Annotated in this window: 20 protein-coding genes; 11 read left to right on the top strand and 9 right to left on the bottom strand. The window is 63.5% G+C overall.

Annotated elements, in window-relative coordinates:
* The first annotated feature begins 16 nt into the window (after nt 1–16).
* From GQO94_RS12980 to GQO94_RS12945, 8 genes are all read left to right on the top strand, one after another.
* The gene (locus GQO94_RS12980; RefSeq protein ID WP_156841968.1) at nt 17–709 is read left to right on the top strand and encodes a GcrA family cell cycle regulator; all 693 of its coding nucleotides are present in this window, start codon (nt 17–19) and stop codon (nt 707–709) included.
* A 488-nt stretch (nt 710–1197) separates the two neighbouring features.
* Entirely contained in the window at nt 1198–1989 is a 792-nt protein-coding gene (locus tag GQO94_RS12975; protein ID WP_156841967.1) for an NUDIX hydrolase, read from the top strand.
* A 257-nt stretch (nt 1990–2246) separates the two neighbouring features.
* Nucleotides 2247–2657 (top strand): hypothetical protein, encoded by a 411-nt coding sequence (locus GQO94_RS12970; protein ID WP_156841966.1) that lies wholly within the window; start codon nt 2247–2249, stop codon nt 2655–2657.
* Between the two features lie 153 nt (nt 2658–2810).
* Complete coding sequence (locus GQO94_RS12965) at nt 2811–3287, top strand: helix-turn-helix domain-containing protein (RefSeq protein WP_156841965.1); 477 nt, start codon at nt 2811–2813, stop codon at nt 3285–3287.
* 48 nt (nt 3288–3335) lie between these two features.
* On the top strand, nt 3336–3719 hold the full coding sequence (locus tag GQO94_RS12960) for a hypothetical protein (RefSeq protein WP_156841964.1): 384 nt from the start codon (nt 3336–3338) through the stop codon (nt 3717–3719).
* A gap of 31 nt (nt 3720–3750) precedes the next feature.
* Nucleotides 3751–4305 (top strand): hypothetical protein, encoded by a 555-nt coding sequence (locus GQO94_RS12955; RefSeq protein WP_156841963.1) that lies wholly within the window; start codon nt 3751–3753, stop codon nt 4303–4305.
* A 271-nt stretch (nt 4306–4576) separates the two neighbouring features.
* The gene (locus GQO94_RS12950; RefSeq protein ID WP_156841962.1) at nt 4577–5164 is read left to right on the top strand and encodes a PAS domain-containing protein; all 588 of its coding nucleotides are present in this window, start codon (nt 4577–4579) and stop codon (nt 5162–5164) included.
* Between the two features lie 100 nt (nt 5165–5264).
* Nucleotides 5265–5750, top strand: a complete 486-nt coding sequence (locus GQO94_RS12945) for a GFA family protein (protein ID WP_156841961.1) — start codon at nt 5265–5267, stop codon at nt 5748–5750.
* 62 nt (nt 5751–5812) lie between these two features.
* Here the strand turns inward: GQO94_RS12945 and tssH are convergent, their stop codons facing one another.
* From tssH to GQO94_RS12900, 9 genes are all read right to left on the bottom strand, one after another.
* Nucleotides 5813–8485: a type VI secretion system ATPase TssH gene (gene tssH / locus GQO94_RS12940; RefSeq protein ID WP_156841960.1), complete on the bottom strand. Its 2673-nt coding sequence runs from the start codon at nt 8483–8485 to the stop codon at nt 5813–5815.
* A gap of 29 nt (nt 8486–8514) precedes the next feature.
* The gene (gene tssG, locus GQO94_RS12935) at nt 8515–9537 is read right to left on the bottom strand and encodes a type VI secretion system baseplate subunit TssG (RefSeq protein WP_232332927.1); all 1023 of its coding nucleotides are present in this window, start codon (nt 9535–9537) and stop codon (nt 8515–8517) included.
* Nucleotides 9501–11423 (bottom strand): type VI secretion system baseplate subunit TssF, encoded by a 1923-nt coding sequence (tssF, locus tag GQO94_RS12930; protein WP_232332926.1) that lies wholly within the window; start codon nt 11421–11423, stop codon nt 9501–9503. Before tssF ends, tssG begins: the two co-directional genes overlap by 37 nt.
* Nucleotides 11424–11425: 2 nt before the next feature.
* Nucleotides 11426–11959: a type VI secretion system baseplate subunit TssE gene (gene tssE / locus GQO94_RS12925; protein ID WP_156841959.1), complete on the bottom strand. Its 534-nt coding sequence runs from the start codon at nt 11957–11959 to the stop codon at nt 11426–11428.
* 2 nt (nt 11960–11961) lie between these two features.
* Nucleotides 11962–12753: a type VI secretion system accessory protein TagJ gene (locus GQO94_RS12920; protein ID WP_156841958.1), complete on the bottom strand. Its 792-nt coding sequence runs from the start codon at nt 12751–12753 to the stop codon at nt 11962–11964.
* A 9-nt stretch (nt 12754–12762) separates the two neighbouring features.
* Nucleotides 12763–13263: an Hcp family type VI secretion system effector gene (locus GQO94_RS12915; RefSeq protein WP_156841957.1), complete on the bottom strand. Its 501-nt coding sequence runs from the start codon at nt 13261–13263 to the stop codon at nt 12763–12765.
* Nucleotides 13264–13338: 75 nt separating this feature from the next.
* Nucleotides 13339–14832 (bottom strand): type VI secretion system contractile sheath large subunit, encoded by a 1494-nt coding sequence (gene tssC, locus GQO94_RS12910; protein ID WP_156841956.1) that lies wholly within the window; start codon nt 14830–14832, stop codon nt 13339–13341.
* 54 nt (nt 14833–14886) lie between these two features.
* Nucleotides 14887–15429 (bottom strand): type VI secretion system contractile sheath small subunit, encoded by a 543-nt coding sequence (tssB, locus tag GQO94_RS12905; protein ID WP_156841955.1) that lies wholly within the window; start codon nt 15427–15429, stop codon nt 14887–14889.
* 151 nt (nt 15430–15580) lie between these two features.
* Nucleotides 15581–16597 carry a type VI secretion system protein TssA gene (locus GQO94_RS12900; protein WP_156841954.1) on the bottom strand — a complete coding sequence of 339 codons (1017 nt, stop codon included), beginning with the start codon at nt 16595–16597 and terminating at the stop codon, nt 15581–15583.
* Nucleotides 16598–16881: 284 nt separating this feature from the next.
* Here GQO94_RS12900 and GQO94_RS12895 point away from each other — a divergent pair, with 284 nt between their 5' ends.
* The 3 genes from GQO94_RS12895 to tagH are packed head-to-tail and all read left to right on the top strand — an operon-like array spanning nt 16882 to nt 20948.
* Complete coding sequence (locus tag GQO94_RS12895; RefSeq protein ID WP_156841953.1) at nt 16882–18897, top strand: type VI secretion system Vgr family protein; 2016 nt, start codon at nt 16882–16884, stop codon at nt 18895–18897.
* Between the two features lie 8 nt (nt 18898–18905).
* A complete protein-coding gene (locus tag GQO94_RS12890; protein WP_156841952.1) occupies nt 18906–19466 on the top strand; it encodes a DUF6931 family protein in 561 nt (186 codons plus the stop codon).
* 42 nt (nt 19467–19508) lie between these two features.
* Entirely contained in the window at nt 19509–20948 is a 1440-nt protein-coding gene (tagH, locus tag GQO94_RS12885; protein ID WP_156841951.1) for a type VI secretion system-associated FHA domain protein TagH, read from the top strand.

Raw genomic sequence — 20948 nt, 5'->3', positions numbered from 1 at the left:
AAGGAATGGATAGCGAATGAGCTGGACTGACGAGCGGATCGAGAAGCTCACGAAGATGTGGGAAGGTGGCGCCACCGCCAGCCAGATCGCCGACGAACTGGGCGGTGTGAGCCGCAATGCAGTGATCGGCAAGGCGCACCGCTTGGGCCTCAAGGCCCGACCCTCCCCGGTGAAGCCGAACGAGAAGCCGGCTCGACCGGCGCCTGCGCCCAAGGCTGCGGCGAAGCCGGAACCCGCGGCGCCACCCAAGGCGCCTGCCGAGATCGTGCCGCCGCCGGCCCCCGTCGCGGCCGAACCCGTCGTCGAGGCCGAACCGGCCGCCGACGAGCCCGAGACCGGCGAAGCTGCGGACGCCGGCGCTCCCGCCGCGAAGCCGCGCGTCGTATCCGTGGGGCCGGGTGGCTTCCTGCGCCAGGGCCCTGGGGATCAACAGCAACCGATTCCCCCGGCGCCGCCGCGACGCCTCGTCCCTGCCAAGCCGAGCCCCGAGATTGCCGACAAGACCAGCCTGCTCGATCTCAACGATCGCATCTGCCGCTGGCCGGTCGGTCATCCCGGTGAGCCGGACTTTCACTTCTGCGGCGACAAGGTGAACCCGGGGTTCCCCTATTGCGTCGATCACTGCGGCAGGGCCTATCAGGCACAGCTTCCGCGCGGCGCCCGCCGGCCTCCCCCGCCGCTGCCCTTCGGCGGTCCGCGAGTCCGCTAAAAGACCCAAGCGAACGACACGACAGCGGCGCTGCCTCCGGTGGGAGGTGGCGCCGCTTTCACGTGTGCCGTGCGTGAACTGGGCAAAGCGCGACCGAGATATGTAAGGAATACCGACAAGCCCGGTATCATGGGCATGGCAGCCGCAATTGCCCGTTATCGGGCGCGATCGCAGGGATCGCCACGCGTCGCGCGCTGGCCATCGCCCGTACGGCTTTGAAACTTCGCGATATCGGGGAAGAGCTTCTCGGGGAGGCGGGGCCGGGAGACTGTTCGGCCCCGCCTCTGTTCGAGACTACTCGGGGTACGGATTGCAATAAGCATGGAGCGTGCCAACCTGGAAAAGGCGCTGAGTTCCGGGTGAAACGGCGTTCGGAAGACACTGCGCTGAACCGCTGTTTGTAAAACTTTCCGACGGATGGCGATTGGCCTGGTTGTGGCACCGAAGCGGTGCTTGCCTTGCTAAGTGCCGTGCGCGAAAGACACCCGATGACTTCATATCCGCCTGACGGGCCCATGCCGGCCGACGGCCCGAAGGTCGTGCCCGCCGCCACCGTCGTGATCTTTCGCAATGCGGACGAGGGCGAGCCACCCGAACTCCTCATGGTCCAGCGCGCGAAGAAAATGCGCTTTGCCGGCGGTGCCGCGGTGTTCCCCGGCGGACGCATCGATCCTGCCGATCGCGAGCTCGCGGCGCGGATCTTGCCCGATGCGGATCCCGAGATATCGGCAGCCAAGGTCGCGGCGATTCGCGAAACGCTGGAGGAAACCGGCCTGGCGATCGCCATCCATCGTCCGGTCTCGGCGCAGGAAGTCGCGGCGGCGCGCACGATGCTCGAGCAGGAAGGGGCGCTTGCCCCGGTGCTGGAACGCTTCGACTGGCGGATCCTGCCCGATCGCCTGTCCCTGTTCGCGCATTGGTGTCCGCGTTACGACGGCGCGTTCGACACGCGGTTCTTCGTGACCGATCTTGGCACCGGCGCAGTTCAGATCGCAGTCGATGCGACCGAGAACACCCGGCTGTTCTGGGCGAGCGCCGGTAGAGTCCTGGAGCAGGCCGACGCGGGCGAGATCAGTGTCATCTTTCCTACGCGGTGCAATCTGGCCCGACTCGCTCAGTATCGATGCTTCGACGATGCCATTGCCGACATCGCGCGGTATCCGGTGAGCCGCATCCACGGGATCGAGGAAGACCGCGATGGCGAAGCATGGCTGGCGATCCCGGAGGGACATGGCTACCCGTTTCGCGGTCAGCCCCTGTCCCAGGCCCTGCGGGGCTAAGTTCTCGCGCCGGCTCGGCCGCCGCCGAACCGTCGACCGTGGTTGCATGACGCCGGCAAGCCCGATGCCGACCGCGACGTCGCCGTACTTCAGGAAGGGGCCCGCCCCCTTCGCGAACCGGCATCCTAAACGCTTGAAATGAGCAGAAATCCTTAGAGCAGCGCTAACCACGAATTGGCTCGCACGCGGTATCAAAGCGTTTGACAAGGTGGTCAGCGCCGGGAAAAATCTCCGGGTCCTCGGCAGGCTACGGGGACATGAGAAGCATCGAGAGGGTGGGCATGCCGCAAGGTGCGGAATCCGTCGCGAACTGTTTTGGCGATACTGCGATGACCTGGGGGCAGGGGGCCTCGGGGGGCGGGACGCTGCGGCCCGGCGAGGGCGGCCACCTGCTCACCGCTTATTGCCGTGCGCGTGGCACACGGGTGCGCCTTGCGATCCTCAACATTACCATCAACGGTTGTCTGCTCGATCTCAGGTCCTGGTCCCTCAGAGCCGGCGAACGGGTGCTGATCAGGCTGCCAGGTCTCACCGACCTGCCGGCCGTCCTGCAGTGGGCGGAAGATGGCCGTGGCGGGCTGGTGTTCGATCAGCCCCTCCACGAGGCGGTGCTGCGCCATTTGCTCCACAGCAGCGCAAGCCGGCGCGGATCTCTCGGCGAGGCGTAACGCTGGTCCCGGCTCCCCAACTCCCGCGAATCGCTGTCCCGATCCGGCACCCATGAACGGAAGATTCGGCTCCCTCGTATTGAGTTTGGTCTGCGATAGCGCCTATCTGGCTGTTACAATCAACAAGCCCGGCGCAGCGACAACTGTAGATTGATGATGAACGATTCGCCTTTGGACAGTCTCACCGAGCGGCAGAGGCAGCTTCTTGACCTGGTCAACAGGCAGGTCTCTCGATCGAAGGAAATCGCGAAGGAAACGGGCCTCGCGCCAGGCTCGATCGACACACTCCTCCAGAACGCGGCGAAGACGCTGGGTGTGCGCGATCGCAAGTCGGCCGCGCGCCGCTACGCGGAGCTGGTCGATAAATCTCAAAATTCGTCTCAATTGAGACCGCAACGCTTTGAAACTGAGGAAAATCAGGCTCTTTCGGAGAGCGCAGCCGCTCCCAAGTCGGCCCTAGGCAAGATCCTCAAGTTCTTTCGGGGACCGCCGCTCGGGGGTAGCAGCCAGCATTTGCGCTGGGATCAGATCGCCCTGCAAGTCCTTCGGGTTGCGGCGATCGGCATGGTTTCAATCTGGGCGCTAGTGCTGCTCGTCCTTGGCTTCTTCCGGACATTCGGAGGAAACTGAGACCCGCAAGTTCGGGCGGGGGGCATCCCCCGCGTCATGGAGACAGCCATGTATAACCTCAAGGAATCGAGCGTCCACGTCGTCGCTGCCGAGTGCCGTACCGCCGTCGAGGATTTTGACGCCGCTTATGCTTCGAGCCTGCGCCTGGCCGCTGACACGGTCGAAGGGTTGCGGGGATCGGGCCTGCCTTCGGGTCAGTCGCAGCGGCTCTACCGCAGCTTTACCGAAAGCTTCGACAATCTGCTCGAGGGGCGCAAGAACCTCGTTGCCGCGATCGGGCAACTGCAAGTGATTCACAAGCGCAGCAATCAGGCCGAAACCAGCGGTGGCTGCCCGGTGCCCTGGGACGTGGAGTTCTTCACGAATGCCGAAGGGGATGCCGAGGCCGATCGAACGGTGGCGCAAGCCCCGCTCGTCCAGGCGAATCGCTGACGGATAGCGCGAAGGCGGCGCGCGGTCGGATATGGCGATTACCATCCTCTATCTGGCCGTGTGCGTCGCCTGCTGGACTTACGCGATCCGCTATGGTGATCGGGCGGCTCGCTTCGCCTTCGTCAGTTTCGTGGCGATGACCATCGGCACGATCTTCGCGACGAGCGAATCGGACGAGTTTCGCACGCACTTATCGTTCTGGACCGGCTTCAATACGCTGCTCTTCGTCACCGATCTGCTGTATTTCGCGGCGTTGTTCTGGATCGCGGGCACTTCGCGTCGCTATTGGCCGATTTGGTCTGCAGGCTTCGCACTGCTGTGCGTGCTGACGCATTTCGGGCCGCTGATCGATCCGGCGTCAGACAGCAAGATTTATCGCGGGCTCGAATCGTTTTGGCAGCTGCCGATCTTGGCGACGATGGTGATCGGTATCGCCAGGGACAAGGCGGGCGGGGTCGGACGGGAATCGAACCCGGCGCGCAATTCTGAAGGGACGCGACGATCGCTCGCGTCGCGGATTGTGCGACCGCATTGGCAGTCAAGAGTCCGGAACGGCACTTCCGTCTCCGTCAACGACAGAAGATAGGCCGTCGACTATTTCTCGAGATCCCGCCGGTGCGGCGGCGGGACGCGCGGCACGCCTGCAAGGGCTCGATCTGACCGGGTCGAAGATCTTGCCCTAGCGGCGTGCCGCGCCATTCGTGCTAAGTGTATCGCGGTCCTCGCGCGACCGGCATGATCGCGAGCCTATCGCCGCCGTTGCGATCGGCGATAGAGTTTCGCTGACGGGGGCGCCCCGAAACGTCGCAGCGTCTGCGCACTTCCCAAGCCTGACAAGGCTCGCTAAGGCTTGAGGCATGTCCCCAAACGACATGATCGAAAACTGTCCCATTGCTGCCGTCGTCGCCGATCCGCGCGTCGCGGACATTCCGATCGTCTCCTGCAACGATGCCTTTCTGGAAATGACCGGTTATGACCGGGACGAAGTGATCGGGCGCAATTGCCGCTTCCTGGCAGGGCCCGATACCGAACCGTGGCTTTCCGAGCGGATGCGTACCGGGATCCGGCAGCAACGTCCCGTCCAGGTCGAGATCACCAATTACCGCAAGGACGGGAGCAGCTTCCGTAATGCGGTGCTCGTCGCTCCGATCTTCGATGAGCACGGGAAGATCGAATGGTTTCTGGGCTCGCAAGTGCTCGTACCGCAGGGCGGCAAGGTCAACGGTTACGATGCGCGCTCGGCGCATGCCAAGGTTGCCGAAGTCAGCGATCGGCAACGCGAGATCCTGATCCAGATGGCCGAGGGCAAGCTGAACAAGCAGATCGCCTACGACCTCGGATTGAGCGAGCGGACGATCAAGATGCACCGCTCCGCGCTGTTCAAGGCGTTGGGCGTGCGCACCACGGCAGAAGCCATCCGGATCGCGATCGAAGCGGGCTTCTGACTTGTCGTCGGACCTTCGACGCGTCTTCCGCAAGCTCCGCCAAAGTGCCGCGAGAGCTTGAACGGCGTGCCGCGGGTTCCGCCATCGAGGTCGTGATGGAATGAAAACTCTCGAAGGATCCTGCCGCTGCGGCACGGTGCGTTTCTCGGTCGAAAGCCATGCGCCGGTGCCGTTCATGCGATGCTATTGCTCGATCTGCCGCAAGACCGCGGGCGGGGGTGGATATGCGATCAACCTTCACGCCGATAAGCGCACTTTGCAGGTCCAGGGAGAGACCGCCGTCTATCACGCGACGATCGATGACGGGAAAGGTGGCTGCGAGACGAGTTCGGGCGAGCGGCATTTCTGCCCCGCCTGCGCCAGCGCACTGTGGGTCTACAGCCCCGAATATCCGGAGCTGCTTCACCCCTTCGCTTCCGCGATCGATAGCGAACTGCCGAAGCCGCCTTCGCTGGTGCACATGATGTTGGGCTCCAAGGCCTCGTGGGTCGTCCCCGACGTGGGCGAGGACGATCAGTGCTTCGAGGCATACCCGGACCTCGGCCTCGAAGACTGGCACCGGGCGCACGATCTCTGGATCGATTAGTGTTGCGTGCGTGAAGTCGGGTCTACTTGGGTGGGAGAGGGGGCTCCTCCAGACCAAGTGGGTCAGCCGATCGCATAAGTGAAGTCGCCTCCGTCCGCCGTCACTTCGATCGTGGTTATTTCCTCCCCGTCCATCTGACGCCCGAGCAGTTCGACCGACATTTGCGGCAGCATCGTATTGGTCAGGATCGCATCGATCATGCGACCGCCGCTGTCGACTTCGGTGCAGCGCGACACGATCAGGTCGACCACGTCGTCGCCGTAGCGGAACGCGATCTCGTGGTTCTGCGCGATCCGCTTGCGAATGCGCTCGAGCTGAATGCGCACGATCGCGCCCAGCATCTGCTGGCTCAGCGGATAGTAGGGCAGCACCATCAGCCGCCCGAGCAGCGCGGGCGGAAACACCTTGAGCAGTTCGGGACGCAGCGCCTCCGCCATGGCGTCGGCATCCGGCTTCATCTCCTCGTCCTCGGCCATGGCCATGATGAGATCGGTGCCGACGTTGGACGTCAGCAGGATCAGCGTGTTCTTGAAGTCGATGAAGCGGCCTTCGCTGTCGTTCATGAAGCCCTTGTCGAAGACCTGGAAAAACATCTCGTGGACGTCGGGGTGCGCTTTTTCGACTTCGTCGAGCAGTACGACCGAATAGGGCCGGCGCCGCACCGCTTCGGTCAGGACGCCGCCTTGCCCGTAGCCGACGTAGCCTGCAGGCGCCCCTTTCAGCGTCGAGACGGTATGCGCTTCCTGAAATTCGCTCATATTGATGACGATCATCGAATCGTCGCCCGAATAGAGCAGTTCGGAGAGCGCATGCGCCGTCTCGGTCTTGCCCACGCCCGAGGGCCCGCACAACATGAAGACGCCGACCGGCTTGTTCGGATTGTCGAGCTTCGCCCGGGTCGTCTGGATGCGTTTGGCAATCGCGTCCATCGCGTGATCCTGGCCGATCACGCGGGTCTTGAGCGCATCGGCGATCTTGAGCACGCTGGCGATCTCGTCCTTGACCATGCGACCGACCGGAATGCCGGTCCAGTCGCCGACGACGGCGGCCACCGCATCTTCGTCGACCACGCTGAACACCATCGGATCGTCACCCTGAAAGGCGCGCATCGCATCGACCGCGGCCATCAGCGCTTCGGTCAGTTCCTCGACCGAGGCGGGCGAATCCGCGAGTTCGCCATTTCCGTCCGCTTCCGGGTTCTGCCGTGCGCGCAACGCATCGCGCGCGGCCTGCACTTTGGCGAAGCCTTCCTGCTCGGTCTTCCACTTGGCATCGATGGCAGCGTGGTCCTGCCGGGCCGCTTCCAGGGCTTCCTCCAGCTTCGCGAGTTCGCCGGGTTCGCGGTAGTGCCCTTCGACCTCGCGCCGGGCGATGTCGCGCTCGATCTCGAGCAATTGCACTTGCCGCAGCCGATCCTCCACTTGCGCGGGTGTCGCGTATTGCGAGCCGGCGACACGCGCACAGGCGGTGTCGAGCAGGCTCACCGCCTTGTCGGGCAACTGCCGCGCGGGGACGTAGCGCTGCGACAGCACCACCGCGGCGCGCACGGCTTCGTCGAGCACGACGATGTCGTGGTGCTGCTCCATCATCGGCGCGACCGAACGGATCATCGCCACGGCCTTTTCGGTCGCCGGCTCGCGCACGTCGACGGGTTGGAAGCGGCGCGTCAGGGCCGGATCCTTTTCGAAATACTGGCGGTATTCGGCATAAGTCGTCGCCGCGATCGTGCGCAGCCGCCCGCGTGCCAAAGCCGGCTTGAGCAGATTGGCGGCATCGCCGGTCCCCGCCTGTCCGCCCGCGCCAATCAGCGTATGCGCTTCGTCGATGAACAGGATGATTGGCTTGGGCGAAGACTCGACTTCGTCGATCACCTGGCGCAGCCGTTTCTCGAATTCGCCCTTCACGCTCGCGCCGGCCTGCATCAGCCCGATGTCGAGCGAGCACAGCGTCACGTCCGCCAGCTTGGGCGGCACGTCGCCATCGGCGATACGCCGGGCGAATCCTTCGACCACCGCAGTCTTGCCCACGCCCGCCTCGCCGATCAGGATCGGATTGTTCTGTCGCCGCCGCGCGAGGATGTCGACGCACTGGCGGATCTCGGTGTCGCGTCCGACGATCGCGTCGATCTCGCCGTTGCGCGCCTTTTCGGTGAGATCGACCGAGAATTTCCTGAGCGCGCTGTCCCCGCTTGCCGCCATCGGCACATTCGCGCTGTCCGCTCCAGGCAGGGCGGTACCGCTGTCGGCGGGCTCGCTGGTTTCGCTCGAGGGGCCGACGATGTCCGCGAACCCGTCGCCCAGTCCATCGGCGTTCACCTTGCGCCATTCCGCGCTCATGCCGGTCAGCAGATTTTCCAGCGTCGGCGTCTTGAGCATCGCATAGATCAGGTGGCCGGTCCGCACGCGCGCGGCCGAGAACTGCAGCGAGGCATAGAGCCAGCCCTTCTCGATCGCTTCCTCGATCGGCGGCGCGAAATCCGAAATCGAGGTGGCGCCGCGTGGCAGGCTGTCGAGCCGCAGGACCGTGTCCCGCGCGAGCGCCGTCTCGTCCAGACCGAAATGCGCGCGGATCGCGGCCACGTCGTTCTGGGCGTCCTGCAGCAGCACGTGGACCCAATGCACCAGTTCGACATAGGGGTTGCCGCGCATCTTGCAGAAGCTCGTTGCGGTCTCGATGGACTTCAGCGCGGTCGGATTGAGCCGCCCGAAAAGCGAACTTCTGCTGATCCTGCTCATACTATCCCCTGCTCCTAAACGTCCCTCGTTTACGACTGTTTCGCGCGACGCGGTGCCTTGCGAAGGCGCACATCGCGGCGAATTTCGCCTGGCGTTCCCTTACCGAGCCAGCTCGTCCAGCCCAACTGCGCCGTGCCGTCGGCGCGCGCCGGACTGATCAGCGCGCCGTCCAGTTCGACGAGCAGGACCCAGGTCAAGTGACTGGGCGAAAAGGTGTTCAGCGCATCCCGCGCCATTGGAAAGCGCGGCCCCGACGGCATCAGACTGCGATAATCGGCAAGCGACCCGGCACGGATCACGACCTGAAACGCCTCGGACGACGTGCTGATACGCTTGCCGATGATCGTGTCGTGACCGAGCGAGCAATAGGCCTTGCCCAGCCGGCTCTGATCCGCGCGCTCGATCGGATACCAGTGCGACTGGAATTCCTCGATCGAAACCTGCTGTTCCAGCAAGTGCGAGAGCGCGTCCTCGATCGCGACGGCGCTGCGCGGCGAAGCCAGCAGCGCGGCATACTGCAACCGCGCCGGCGCCGGCAGAGCATGCTTGTCGCTCGTTGCATCGAGGGCGCCGCACAGCAGTGCGATGAACCAGGCGAACGGATCGTCGCCCGGACGGTCCGCGCTCGCCGCCGGCTGGCTATCCGCCCATGCACGATAGAAGAGTTGCAGCATGCGGTTGGAGATGAGGTCCAGCCAGGCCCCGAAGGGCCGCTGCTCGGCATAGCGCCGTTCGTAGATGGCGAATTCGGTGAGATGCGAAGGCAGCGGCCCCATCGGTCCGAGCAGCCCGAGCCAGTGACCCTGTATGTCGGGCTGGCTCTCGCCGAACGCGATCTGTTCGATCGTCGGCGCGGGGAATGACTGGCTGGGGTATTGGGAAAGCTTGAGAATATCGCGCGATTTTCCGCTCGAAGTGCCGACGCGCGGCAAGTCGCTCGCCATCGCTTCGGCAGTGCGGACCACCGGAAACAAGCCGAAGCCGCGCACGTCCTCTGCCATCGCGCGCAGGTAATTCAGATGCTCTTGCGACGGCCGATCCGGGGAGGCCATGACGCGAACTTTCCTTCCATCGAGCTTTCGAAGTGGCATTCGGTGAACGAATTGATGCTCGCGAATTCGGCGAGAAACCGTTCGAGCACCGCGGCGAACAGGAACATGCGCGAATTGGCGAAAGCGGCATCGTCGAACTTGATGCGAATCCGGTGTCCGCGCGCGATCGACATCGAACGGGAGCCGGGGACACGGCGGGTGATGGGCTCCGAACGGACTTCGAGCAGGCTGTCGATATGCCGCTGCGACGCGGCCTCGTCGCGTCGGCCATAGAGCGCGAGGTGATCGCGCAGTGTCGAGGGATCGCCGTCGGCTTCGTCGACCAGCGAGAGGTAGTTCGGCGTGAGGTGACCGATGATCCGCCACGCGGCATCGCCTCGATATCGCTCGACGAAGGGATTGTCGCGCGAAGGCCGCATGTCGCGCGTTCCAATGGCCATCGGCGGGCGCGGCAGGCTGGGCGAGCGCAGAATGCTGACGCGGCGGGCGGGAATGCCGCTTGCCGAAAAGTGGTTGCTGCCCGTGAAGCGCAGGAGCGAGGGCAACTCGCGATTGGTTACCCAGCCCTTGACCGCGAGTTCGGCGACATCGTCGAGCAGGCCGGGGTTTCCAGGCGCCGTCAGCGTCATCCAGGCTTCAGTGCCGATGTAGTCGTTGCGCCGCCGCAGGCGCTGCTCCTTGGTCGAGAGCCTGCGCTGCTTGAGTTGCACCTTGTAGTAGAGCGCATCGCGCTGGTCGTAGAGCTGCGAGCCGATCTCGAACAGCGGTGCCACCGGCCGGCGCAGGGTGTTGTCCTTGGTGAAGGCGTTGACTTCGGTAATGCGGAACACTTCGAAGTCGAGCGGCTTCGCCCTGTCCGGCACGACATGAAATTCGTGCTGGCGCGGCGAATACTGGATGCGGCCCAGTTGCTTTTCGAACAGGTTGATCGCCGGCGTCGCGAAGAGCCGGAAGTTCGCCGGCTCAAGCGCATTGATCAGCTGCGTCGACGTGCGCGAGAGCAGGATGACCACGTCGATCCGCTTGCCGCCGATGTCCTTGAGCTTGCGCAGTCCGGCCAGCTCGGTGAAGAAGAAGCGCTCGGGGCAGGCGAAGTATTCGGACAGAATGCGGTAGCCCCGGAAGCTGCGGCGCTCGGCCGGCAACAGGCTTTCGTCGTCGTCGAAGCCCACTTGCGCGACGGGTCCGATGACCCGCCAGCTTGCCTCGCCCGCGGCCGAATCCGGCGAGCCTGCGATCACGGCCAACTGGTCGCCGATCATCTGGCGATAGAGTTCGCCGGGAATATGCTCGCTGCCGTCGAGGTAGATGGGCAGAGTATCGAGTGCGAGATCGGCGAAATCGACGTCGCCCATGGTCTCTAGCCGCAAGCGGATCGCCGCTTCCGCGCGCACGTTCGCGACTTGCCCGAAGCTCGCCGCCGCGGCGCGGCTGGAGAAATACTCGACGGCCGAGACTTTGATCGGCCACAGCGTGATCGGATGGCCCGAGCGGAAGCGCACCGGCGTCTGCTCGCCCTCGATCGCCTCGGCGATCAGTTCGGTGCCGCGCGGTACTTTGAAACCTTGTGCCAGCGCCGCGTCGCCTTCGATCGGCTCAAATCCGGCAATGCAGATCGAGGGCATCGGCGCGAGATAGTGCGGCTGGATGGCGTGCAGCAGGTGATGAGTGAACTCGGGAAACTGGTCCTCCATCTTGAGCTGCACACGCGCGCCGAGAAAAGCGACGCCTTCGAGCAGCCGTTCGACGTAAGGATCCGGCTCCTGCGGCGATTTCAGCCCGAGATAGCCTGCGGCGTTCTCGTATTCCTTGCCGAATTCGCGCGCCGAATCGCGAAGGTGTGCCAGTTCGCGCTCGTAGAGGCGCAGCAAGCGCGGGTCGATCATGGCTACTCGCGCACCTCGACCGCCGCGATTTCCGCATCGACGTCCGTCTTGAATTTGACCGGCAGCGCGTGGGCGGCCTGCCCCACGTCGCCGGTAATCAGGAACGTCACCGCATTGATCCGTTCGGCCTGATCGAGCGGCTCGACCCGCAAGGTAGAGCTGTCGAGGCGGGGCTCGAAGTCCATGATCGACTGCCGCATCTCGCGCGCACGGCGACGGATCACGGTCTTGGTCGTGTCCTGCCCGGAAAGGTCCGGCACGCCGTAGTTCAGGACCGAGCTGCGGATCTGGGGATAGTCGTCAAGGTCCACGCTCGAAGCGAGGTTCGTGGTGTTGAGCAACCACGAGAGTTCGCGGCGCACGGTTGCGCGCAAGGCCCGTTCGTTGAAGCGGCGCAAGTCGGGAATCGCGAAGTTGCGCAATTGTTCGCGCGAAAATTTGGCCTGCGCGTCCTGGTCCTGCTCGTTGAGACCGGCGACCTTCAGATCCCCGGCCAGCTTGTCGAAGATCGTCGGGGTGAAGCGTTCCTGGGCCATGTCTAGTTGCTGGCGATGGCGAGTTCGCGCACCGTCAGCAGGCCCACGTCTTCGCCATCGGATAGCGTCCAAAGCCGCTGCCCCAGACCCTGCTGCCCCCAGTCCTGATCGACCCAGTCGGTCGATCGGCACAAGCGCAGGGCATCGGCGTCGGCGTTTTCTGTGCCGGGATAGCGCGCCGGAAGGAAGCCCGCGATCGACTGGCCGCTGCGCAGACCGATCTCGACCGGATACCACATGAGGTCGCGCAAGTCGCACGGGCCTTCGCTGGTGATGCTTTCGAGACTGTCGAAGGCGACGAGGCCGTAGCGGCCGCGCATGATCACTTCGAGCGTCGGCCCAAAGCGGCTGTCCGCATCGGCGATCCACTCGAACGGCTTGCCGTCGAGCGTGCCCGCGGTGTCGGGCGCGGCATCGAAGGCCTTGTCGCGGCAGGCTTCGCCCTCGGCGGTGCGGCCTGCGATGAAATGGGTGAGGGCCTCGGCGACATCGCCTGCCCAGACGGAAGGTACGACCAGCTGTGCCGGGGCTTCACCGGCAAAAACCTTGGCACGCTGTTCCTCGGCATCGAGCGCCTGCCCATAGGCGACGGCAAGCATCTTCGCTTCCGACGAAAGCTTGGCCACCATCTCGAGCTGCTTGCGGGCCTTGTCCCGCTCGCCGCAAAGGGCCAGCAGCTGGAACAGGAACATGCGCGCGCGAACGTCGCCGGGCTTTTGTTTGACGCCATCGACGAGAGCGGCGCGCGCCCCGTCGATGTCGCCTTGTTCCAGCAGTTCGTCCGCCCGGTCCATAGCCTGTGATCAGCCCTTGGCTTGTCCTTCGCGGGTATTCCAGGCGGCCCGGACCTTCGATTCCGAGCGCCCCTTGGCGTCGCGCTTGGTCCAGTCGTAGCTGACTTCCTCAAAGTTGAACGACACGCTTTCCCCGATGTCGCCGCCATCGCCGGCGGTTGCCGTAACGTTGTAGGACGAAACGATGATATGCTTGAAAATAACCTCGTAGAGAATTTCAGGCTTGCCGGCCGTAATTGCCAGCACGCGCAGAGTGGCCTCGTCGAAGGGCTCCCCGCCCATCATGTTGTTCATTAGCAGCGCCGACGAGGAATCGACCACTTTGGTGCAGTACAAGTCCTGGACGTTGGCCTGTCCGCGGTTGGCGTACTTGCCGCTGGACTGGAACGTGCCGTCCTGCGAACCGCCAATGCTGAATGTGTTGAGTTGGATCCAGTCCTCGTGGCCGGCAGTATCAGAGTCGCCCTTTACTTCAGGGCCTTTGATCTGCATTAGAATAAGTCCTGCCATCTTTCGCTCCTGTTTATTTTACGGAACCTTGCGTTCCAGGTATCGATTAGTGGCTTCTGGTTACGGTTCTCCGGATCAATTCTTCTTCGGTAGCCGGGAAACCATGCTCAGTGATACGTCCATGCCCTCGAACTGATAGTGCGGGCTCAGCATGAACTTCCCCTTGTAGTACCCGGGGTTTTCCTCGTCGGGTATGACTTCGATCATCGCCGCCTTGAGCGGTCGACGCGCCTTGGTTTCGATGCTGGACGTTTCGGGCGCCCCGTCGACGAAGTTGGCGATCCAGTCCTGCAATTCGCGCTGCAGCTGCGCTTCCTCGCGATTGCCGCCGACCCAGTCGCGGACCATGCACTTGAGGTAATGCGCGAAGCGGCAGCTGGCGAAGATGTAGGGCAATCGGGCGGAGAGATTGGCGTTGGCGGTCGCCCCCGCGTCATCGTACTTCTTGGGTCGGTTGACCGTCTGCGCGCCGATGAAGGTGGCCTGGTCGGTGTTCTTGCGGTGGATCAGCGGCATCATCCCGGCATTGGCGAGTTCAGCCTCGCGCCGATCCGAGATCGCGATTTCGGTGGGGCATTTCAGATCGATGCCGCCGTCGTCGGTCGGGAACGCAGCGGTCGGCAGGTTCTCGAGCGTGCCGCCAGATTCGACACCGCGGATCCTTGTGCACCACCCATAGGTGTTGAACGCTTCGGTGATGCGGGTTGCCATGCCGTAGGCCGCGTTGAGCCACAGATGCTTGTCGTGATCGCCGCCGGTTTCCTCTTCGAAATCGAACTCGTCGACCGGCTCGGTGTTGGCGCCGTACGTCGTGCGCCCCAGGAACCGCGGCATCGTCAGTGCCAGGTATCGGCTGTCTTCGGAATCGCGGAACGTGCGCCAGGCCATGTATTCGTGCGCTTCGAAAATCTTGCCGAGATCGCGGGGATTGGAAAGCTCGGTCCAGCTTTCCATGCCGAACAGCGTCGATTTCGCCGCGGCGAGGATCGGCGCGTGTGCGGCGGCCCCGATCTTCGACAGTCCGCGCATGACCTCGAGATCGGGCCCGGAGTGGTCGAAGTTGTAGTCGCAGACGAAGGCGCCGTAGGGTTGGCCGCCGAGCTGGCCAAATTCCGCCTCGTAGACTTTCTTGAATAGCGGGCTCTGATCCCATGCAGCGTCGCGATACTGCCGGAACATGCGCCGGCATTCTTCCTTGCTGATGTTCATCACCCGGATCTTCATGTCTTTGCCGGTCGATGTGTTCATCACCAGGTAGTGCAAGCCGCGCCACGCCGATTCCAGCTCCTGGAATTCGGGATGATGCAGGATCTCGTTCATCTGGTCGGACAGCTTCTTGTCGATCGCCGAGCGCATCGCGTCGATCGTCGAGTAGACGTCGTTCCCGATGACGGTCGTATCGCCCAGCGCCTGCTGTGCCATCGTCAGCACGGCCTGCTGGATGCGCGTTTTCCGCTCGTCGGTGGCGGGTTTGAATTCCTTTTGGATCAGCGCGGCGAAGTCATCGAGTTCGATCGCTTCGCTGGTCGGGGCTGCTTGGCTGCTTTGCTCTGGTGACCGGTCCGCCATAAAACTGGTGTCTCCTGCTCAAAGATCGATTGTCGTTGCCCGGGATCGTGTCGCTCAGGCTTCGTCGGTTCCGTCGTCGCTCGCCGCAGACTCGTCCTTCGCCTCACTCGCGGCTCGCGCGGACGTGAGGGACTTCAGCAGTTCCGGATCCTTGAGGATCTTGTCGAGCAAGTCCTGCGCGCCGCTCTTGCCATCGACGTAGGCCAGCAGTTCGTTCAGTTCCTGGCGGGTTTCGAGAAGCTTCGCCATCGCCGGCACTCTCTTCACGATTTCGCCGGGATCGAAGTCCTTGATATTCTTGAAGGTAAGATCAACGCCGAGTTTACCCTCACCGGTCAATTCATTGTCGACCATGAACGCTGCCCGAGGAGCAATGCGCTCCATCCGCTGATCAAAATTGTCCATGTCGACTTCAAGAAAATCGCGATCCGAGAGAGCCTTTTTCTCGACCTCGCTCTTGCCGGAAAGATCGGACATGACTCCCATCACGAAAGGGAGTTCGACCTTTTGCTTGGCGCCGTAGGTTTCGACTTCGTATTCGATGTGAACCCGTGGGGCGCGATTTTCCCGAATGAAACGCTGTCCGCTCTTCGCCATAACACACCTCTCTCGGCTGGTTACTGACTGTGTCTGGACTCGATTCCATCCCCCAAGCCCACGTACAGTCTACGGGGGCGCTTTCGATTTACAACAATTAAGGGTCCCTTTTCGGGAGTTGGTGGCATAAATCACATCGCCGCTATTGCGATTAGTCCTCTGGCGGCTGTGAGGTCAGGACCGAGCGAGCATCCTCGAGGCTGCGCGGTGCGATGTCCTCGATCAGACTCAGGAAGTCGAGGTGGACCCAGCCGCGTACGCGCTTGAGGGATTCGGGAATGGGGCTGCTGGGTTCGTTGTTCCGATAGTATTCGATCAGCAGGTCGAGCGCTTTTACGACATCGTCGCGATTGTGGATCTTGCCGGCCACGCCCTGCCTCGTATCCGCAACCCCGGTTTCGGCGGGCCCCGCGCGGGACTCCGATTGCGGCTCATCGCCTGGCGCGGAAATATCCTGTTCGATCCCCGCGAAGTGGCTCAGCGCTTTGCGGGTATTGGCGATCTGCAAATAGAGATTGTCGAAGACCGTTCCGGTCGTGGCGCTGTCGGCATGATCGACCAGAATGGCGTCGATCAGTTCGATCGTGCTTTGCAGCGTGTCGAGCCGTTCGGCGATGCTTTCGAAATAGGCCGGGCCCAACTGCTCGACGGCGGCACGGAACTGAACGGAGCTGCCGTCGCCCTCGTCGCCTTCGAGGAACCCCTCGATCTGTTCGGAACTGAACGAGCCCAGCCGTTCGTGCTCGACCAGCGGCATACGCTTGAAGGGCAGAAGGAACTCCCTGAAGCCCACCAGCGAGTCGCACGGGCCTTTGCGGCCCTGGAAACCGTATTCGTCGAGCGTAGGGTGCACGCTGTCCCACATCGTATCGAGCAAGCCGTGGAGGAGCCGGGCGCCTTGGACGATGACGTCGAGATCGGGTAGCCTGGTGCCGGCGCGCATGAGGTACACGGGCAGCCAGATGTCGCGCGTTTCCGCGGCTTGCGCCAGGATCGTCTGTTTGACGTCACGCCAGGGAACGGCCGGCCCTTCGCCGTCGTCGGAATTCGCCTCGAACGCTTGTTCGATGATCGCGCGTTCAGTGCTGTAGCTCAGGTCCTCGCCGGCCGGGTTCTCGTCGGAAAGCGGGGCGGTCAGCGCGGCGATGTCCAAAGTCAAATCCCCCATTTCGCGACGTCTCGTTCAACCGCACCAGTGATGTGCCGAAGAACGAGGACAGTACCCGGCCCCGCTTGGCGCACTATGCAAAACTTGTCCTATTGAGTAAACACGCAGTCGAGCGCCCTGCGGTTCTTACGCCACCCGGGAATTTTCAGGCGCCCAATGGGTATTGCGCGCAGGCAAGGAATTTGGTTGTCTCGCGTGGGTGGCATATCGTTTCAGGGCGTGATTTTTGCGGGGATCTTGCGACCTTCCGATACGCGAATAGCTAGGGATCGAGAGGCTTCGCCATGGCAGGAACCGACACGCGCCAGCTGCGCTTGAAAATCGACCTCGGAGGCGAGCAGGTCGATATCGTACGCCTCACCGGCACCGAGGAACTGGGCAAGCCCTTTTCGCTCACGGTCCAGATCGCCTCACCGCTGGGCGAGCTCGATCTGCTGCCGCACCTGACCAAGCCGGTGGCGGTCAGCTGCTTCGAGGACGACGAATTCCTGCGCTATTTTCATGGCATCCTCGTCGAAGCGAGGATGGTCCGGGAGCGCGCGATCGGCTTCATCTACGATCTGATCGTGATGCCCTGGACCGTCCTGCTGGACCAGAACATCGACTACGCGATCTACCAGGACATGACCGCGGTCGACATCATCAAGCGCACGTTCGAGAACGCGGGGATTTCCGATTTCGACGTCGGCGGGCTCACCAAGACTTACGATCGGCGGCCCTATTGCGTGCAGTATGCCGAAAGCGATTTCGCCTTCGCCGCGCGGCTGATGCAGGAAGAAGGCATCTACTATTATTTCGAGCATAAGGCTGATCGGCACGTGATGAAGCTTTGCGATTCGCAGTCGGTACATCCCACGGCCAAACCGAGCAGCCTCGAGTTCAATTACGCCGCCGCGTCGCTTTCGGTCGCCTCGGAGCGGGTTCGCGCGGTGGAGCATCTCGACCACTACACCCTGACCAAGTGGCTCGAATGCGTATCGAGCAGCCTGCGCAGCAAGGTCACGGTCCGCGACTACGATTTCGCGAAAGCCGATGCGCCGGTCGAGGCATTGACGAGCGCCGATGGCGAGCACCCCAACGACAACAAGGAAGTCTACGTCTTCCCGGGGAAGCTGGTCGAGGAACAGCGCGCGAAGCATCTCGGTGAAGTCGGCCTCGAAGGCCATCGCACATCGCGTCAGGTCTTTTCGGGAGAAAGCCAGGCGACGGGTCTCGCCGTCGGCACGCATCTTAGAGTCCACAACCACCCCCAGCCGCGCATGAACGACACGTACCTGATCACCAGGACGCACCACCGCTTCGCGATCGAGGAATACCGTTCAGGCAACAGCGGCGAAGAGGACAGCGGCTACGTGGAGTTCGAGGCGATTCCCACCAGCCGCGCGTTCCGACCGGAGATCACCGTACCACGGCCGATCGTGCGCGGCCTCGAATCGGCGATCATCACCGGCCCCGAAGACGAGACCATCTACACCGACGAGTGGGGGCGCGTGAAAGTGCGGTTCCACTGGGACCGTTCGGATTCGCCGGGTGAGAAATCGACGTGCTGGATTCGCGTCTCGCAGACCGGCGGGCTGGGCAATCTGATCCTGCCTCGGGTTTCGCACGAGGTACTGGTGGATTTCATCAACGGCGATCCCGATCGGCCGATCGTGGTCGGCCGTGTGTTCAATTCGAAGCACAAGCCGATCTACCCGCTGCCCGAGCACAAGACGCGGGCGTTGTGGCGCACGTTGCGTTACGGCGAGACCGGCAGCTATCCCGACACCGAGGATCTCGATTCCGGCAAACCCGGAGTCAACGAACTGCGGTTCGAGGACAAGGGCGGGTCGGAGGAAGTGTTCCTCCACGCCGAGCGCGACATGAACACGCGTATCCGCTTCGACGAGACCCATCATGTCGGACACAATCAGGAAGTGAACGTCGGCTACGACCGCGAGCGATCCGTCGGCCACGACGAACATGTCTCGATCGGACGCGACCAGAAGCTCGACGTGGGGCATGATCGAACCGAAACCGTCAGCAACGATCGCGAGACCACGATCGGGGTCAACGATACGCTCGAGGTCGGCCAGGAACTGAAGATCAAGGCCGGCACCAACATCAAGATCGAAGCGGGAGTCTCGATCGAACTCAAGGTCGGAATGACGTCGATCACGATCGACAACATGGGCATCCAGTTCAAAGGCCCGCAGCTCACGCTCAAAGCCGATGGAATGCTCAATGCATCGGGAATGATGACCCAGATCTCCGGATCGGCGATGCTGACCGCCAAGGGCGGCATTGTGATGATAAATTGAGCGTGGCCATGACCAAGACGCAGAACCAGCCGTGGAGCAAGGTCCAGTGGACCGAAAGCAATCAGATCCTGCGCCTGCTGGACCGCGATGAAGCCGAGATCGCGGCGATGCCCCGGGATGTGGCCGAATGCCACCGCGCCTATCTTGCGCAAGGGCGTGCCCCGGAAGCGATCAGTTACCTGGCCATGGCACTGCCGCGCTTCGAGGCAGTGCGCTGGGGGTGTCTGTTCCTCGACGAGATGTCGCGCATCGATGGCCTCGCCCGCCCCGAGCAGCAGGCGCTGGATTCGGTGCAACGCTGGGTCGGGGAGCCAATCGAGGCCTATCGGCGCGCGGCTTTCGCGGCCTCGCAGCTCGCGCGCGAAGACAGTCCCGAACGCATGATCGCGCTGGCCGCCTTCTTTTCGGGAGGCAACGTGTCCTCGCCGGACCTCGAGCCCGTCGAACCGCCGCCGCATGCCGCGGGGCGCTTCGCCGGCGTCGCGGTTCTGGGCGCGGCCTATCGCAAGGGGCCCGATGCGGAACGCGCCGCGCGCGCCTTGCAGATGGGCCTGGAACATGCTCACTAGGATATCGAAGGTCGGCTCCCGGCCCCGGTTTGCGACGAGTCCATGACGCTGACACTGACGATCCAGGACATGGACAGGCTGAGCAACGGCTTGCCTGCCGAGTTCGTCCTCGCCCGGCGCGGCGCCAAGATCGGTCGGTCGCCGACCAGCGACTGGTGCCTGCCCGATCCGAACAAGTACATTTCCTCGACCCATTGCATGCTGCGCTTCGAAGGCGGCTTCTACTGGCTCGAGGACCTGAGCACGAACGGCACTTTCCTGAATGGCGCCGCTGTTCGGATGAACGGCCGCCGCCGGATCGAGCATGGGGACCGGTTCCTGATCGGCCCCTACGAACTGATCGCGAGCCTGAGCGGCGATGCCGTCGAGGCCTTTCGCGACGAACAGGCGGAACACGAAGCGCGAGCCGAGGGCGAACGCTGGCAAGGCTGGGGCAAGCTCTATGATGCTCCGGACACCGCTTCCGGTGCGCCGCCGCCCGGGGGGCAGCAGCCCGATTACGTGCAGCCGTTCGGGGAAGGGTGGACGCCGTCGCAGCGCTCTCCCGATCCGCCGAAGCAATCGGTCTGGTCGAGCCAGGAGCCCGATCGCATGGCGGCTTCCGGCTGGTCCTCGGAAGCGGGACCGGCAGCCGCTGCTCGTCCGGGAGACGCCTGGGGAGAACTGGCACAGAGCTACGTGGTCGATTGGGCGCGCGGCGGCTTCAACCAGCCGTCGACTGCCAATCCCGATCCTTTGGGCCTCGGGGCGGGCGATCCACGGTCCGACCCCTTCAGCATCCCGCTCGGCCCGCCGCAGGAGACGGCACGCGGTGCCGCGCCGGCGCCCGATCCGCAAAGCTTCGGGGCCGCGCCTGCGCCGTCGCGCTCCACCGACGCGGCAGCCGGTGGTGTTCCGCCGAAGACGGCCGATCATGGCGCGCTCGCTGCGGCGCTGGCGCAGGCGATGCACATCGATGCCGATGCACTGGGGCTTCCCCCCGAGGATCTCGCGCAGCGCACCGGCATGCTGATGCATCGGCTCGTCGCCGGGCTGACGATGATGATCGAGGCGCGCGCGCGTGCGAAGCAGCAGCTGGGGGCGGAAGGCACCAGCTTCTCCTACGATGACAACAACCCGCTCAAGTTCGCACGCAATACCGAGGATGCGCTGAGCCAGTTGCTCAAAGATCCCGAGCGCGGCTTCATGGACGGATTGCGCGCGGTCGAAGACGCGTTCCAGGATCTGCAGGCGCACCAGATGGCGACGCTAAAGGCCATGCAAGGCGCGCTCAAGGCGACGCTGGAGCGCTTCTCGCCCGATGCGATCCGCAAGCGTGCCGACGGCAGCGGCATTCTCAAGATCATTCCCGGCACGCGCGAAGCGGCCTTGTGGAAAGCCTACGAGCGTGAGTTTTCCGGCGTCGCCGAAGGGTCGGACGAGGCGTTCATGGACGTTTTCGCCAAGGAGTTCCGCAAAGCCTACATGGACAGCACACGCTGA

The sequence above is a fragment of the Novosphingobium aquimarinum genome (genome assembly GCF_009746585.1).
In the GTDB taxonomy this organism is placed as follows: Bacteria; Pseudomonadota; Alphaproteobacteria; order Sphingomonadales; family Sphingomonadaceae; genus Novosphingobium; species Novosphingobium aquimarinum.
This window is presented reverse-complemented; position numbering and strand designations above follow the sequence as displayed.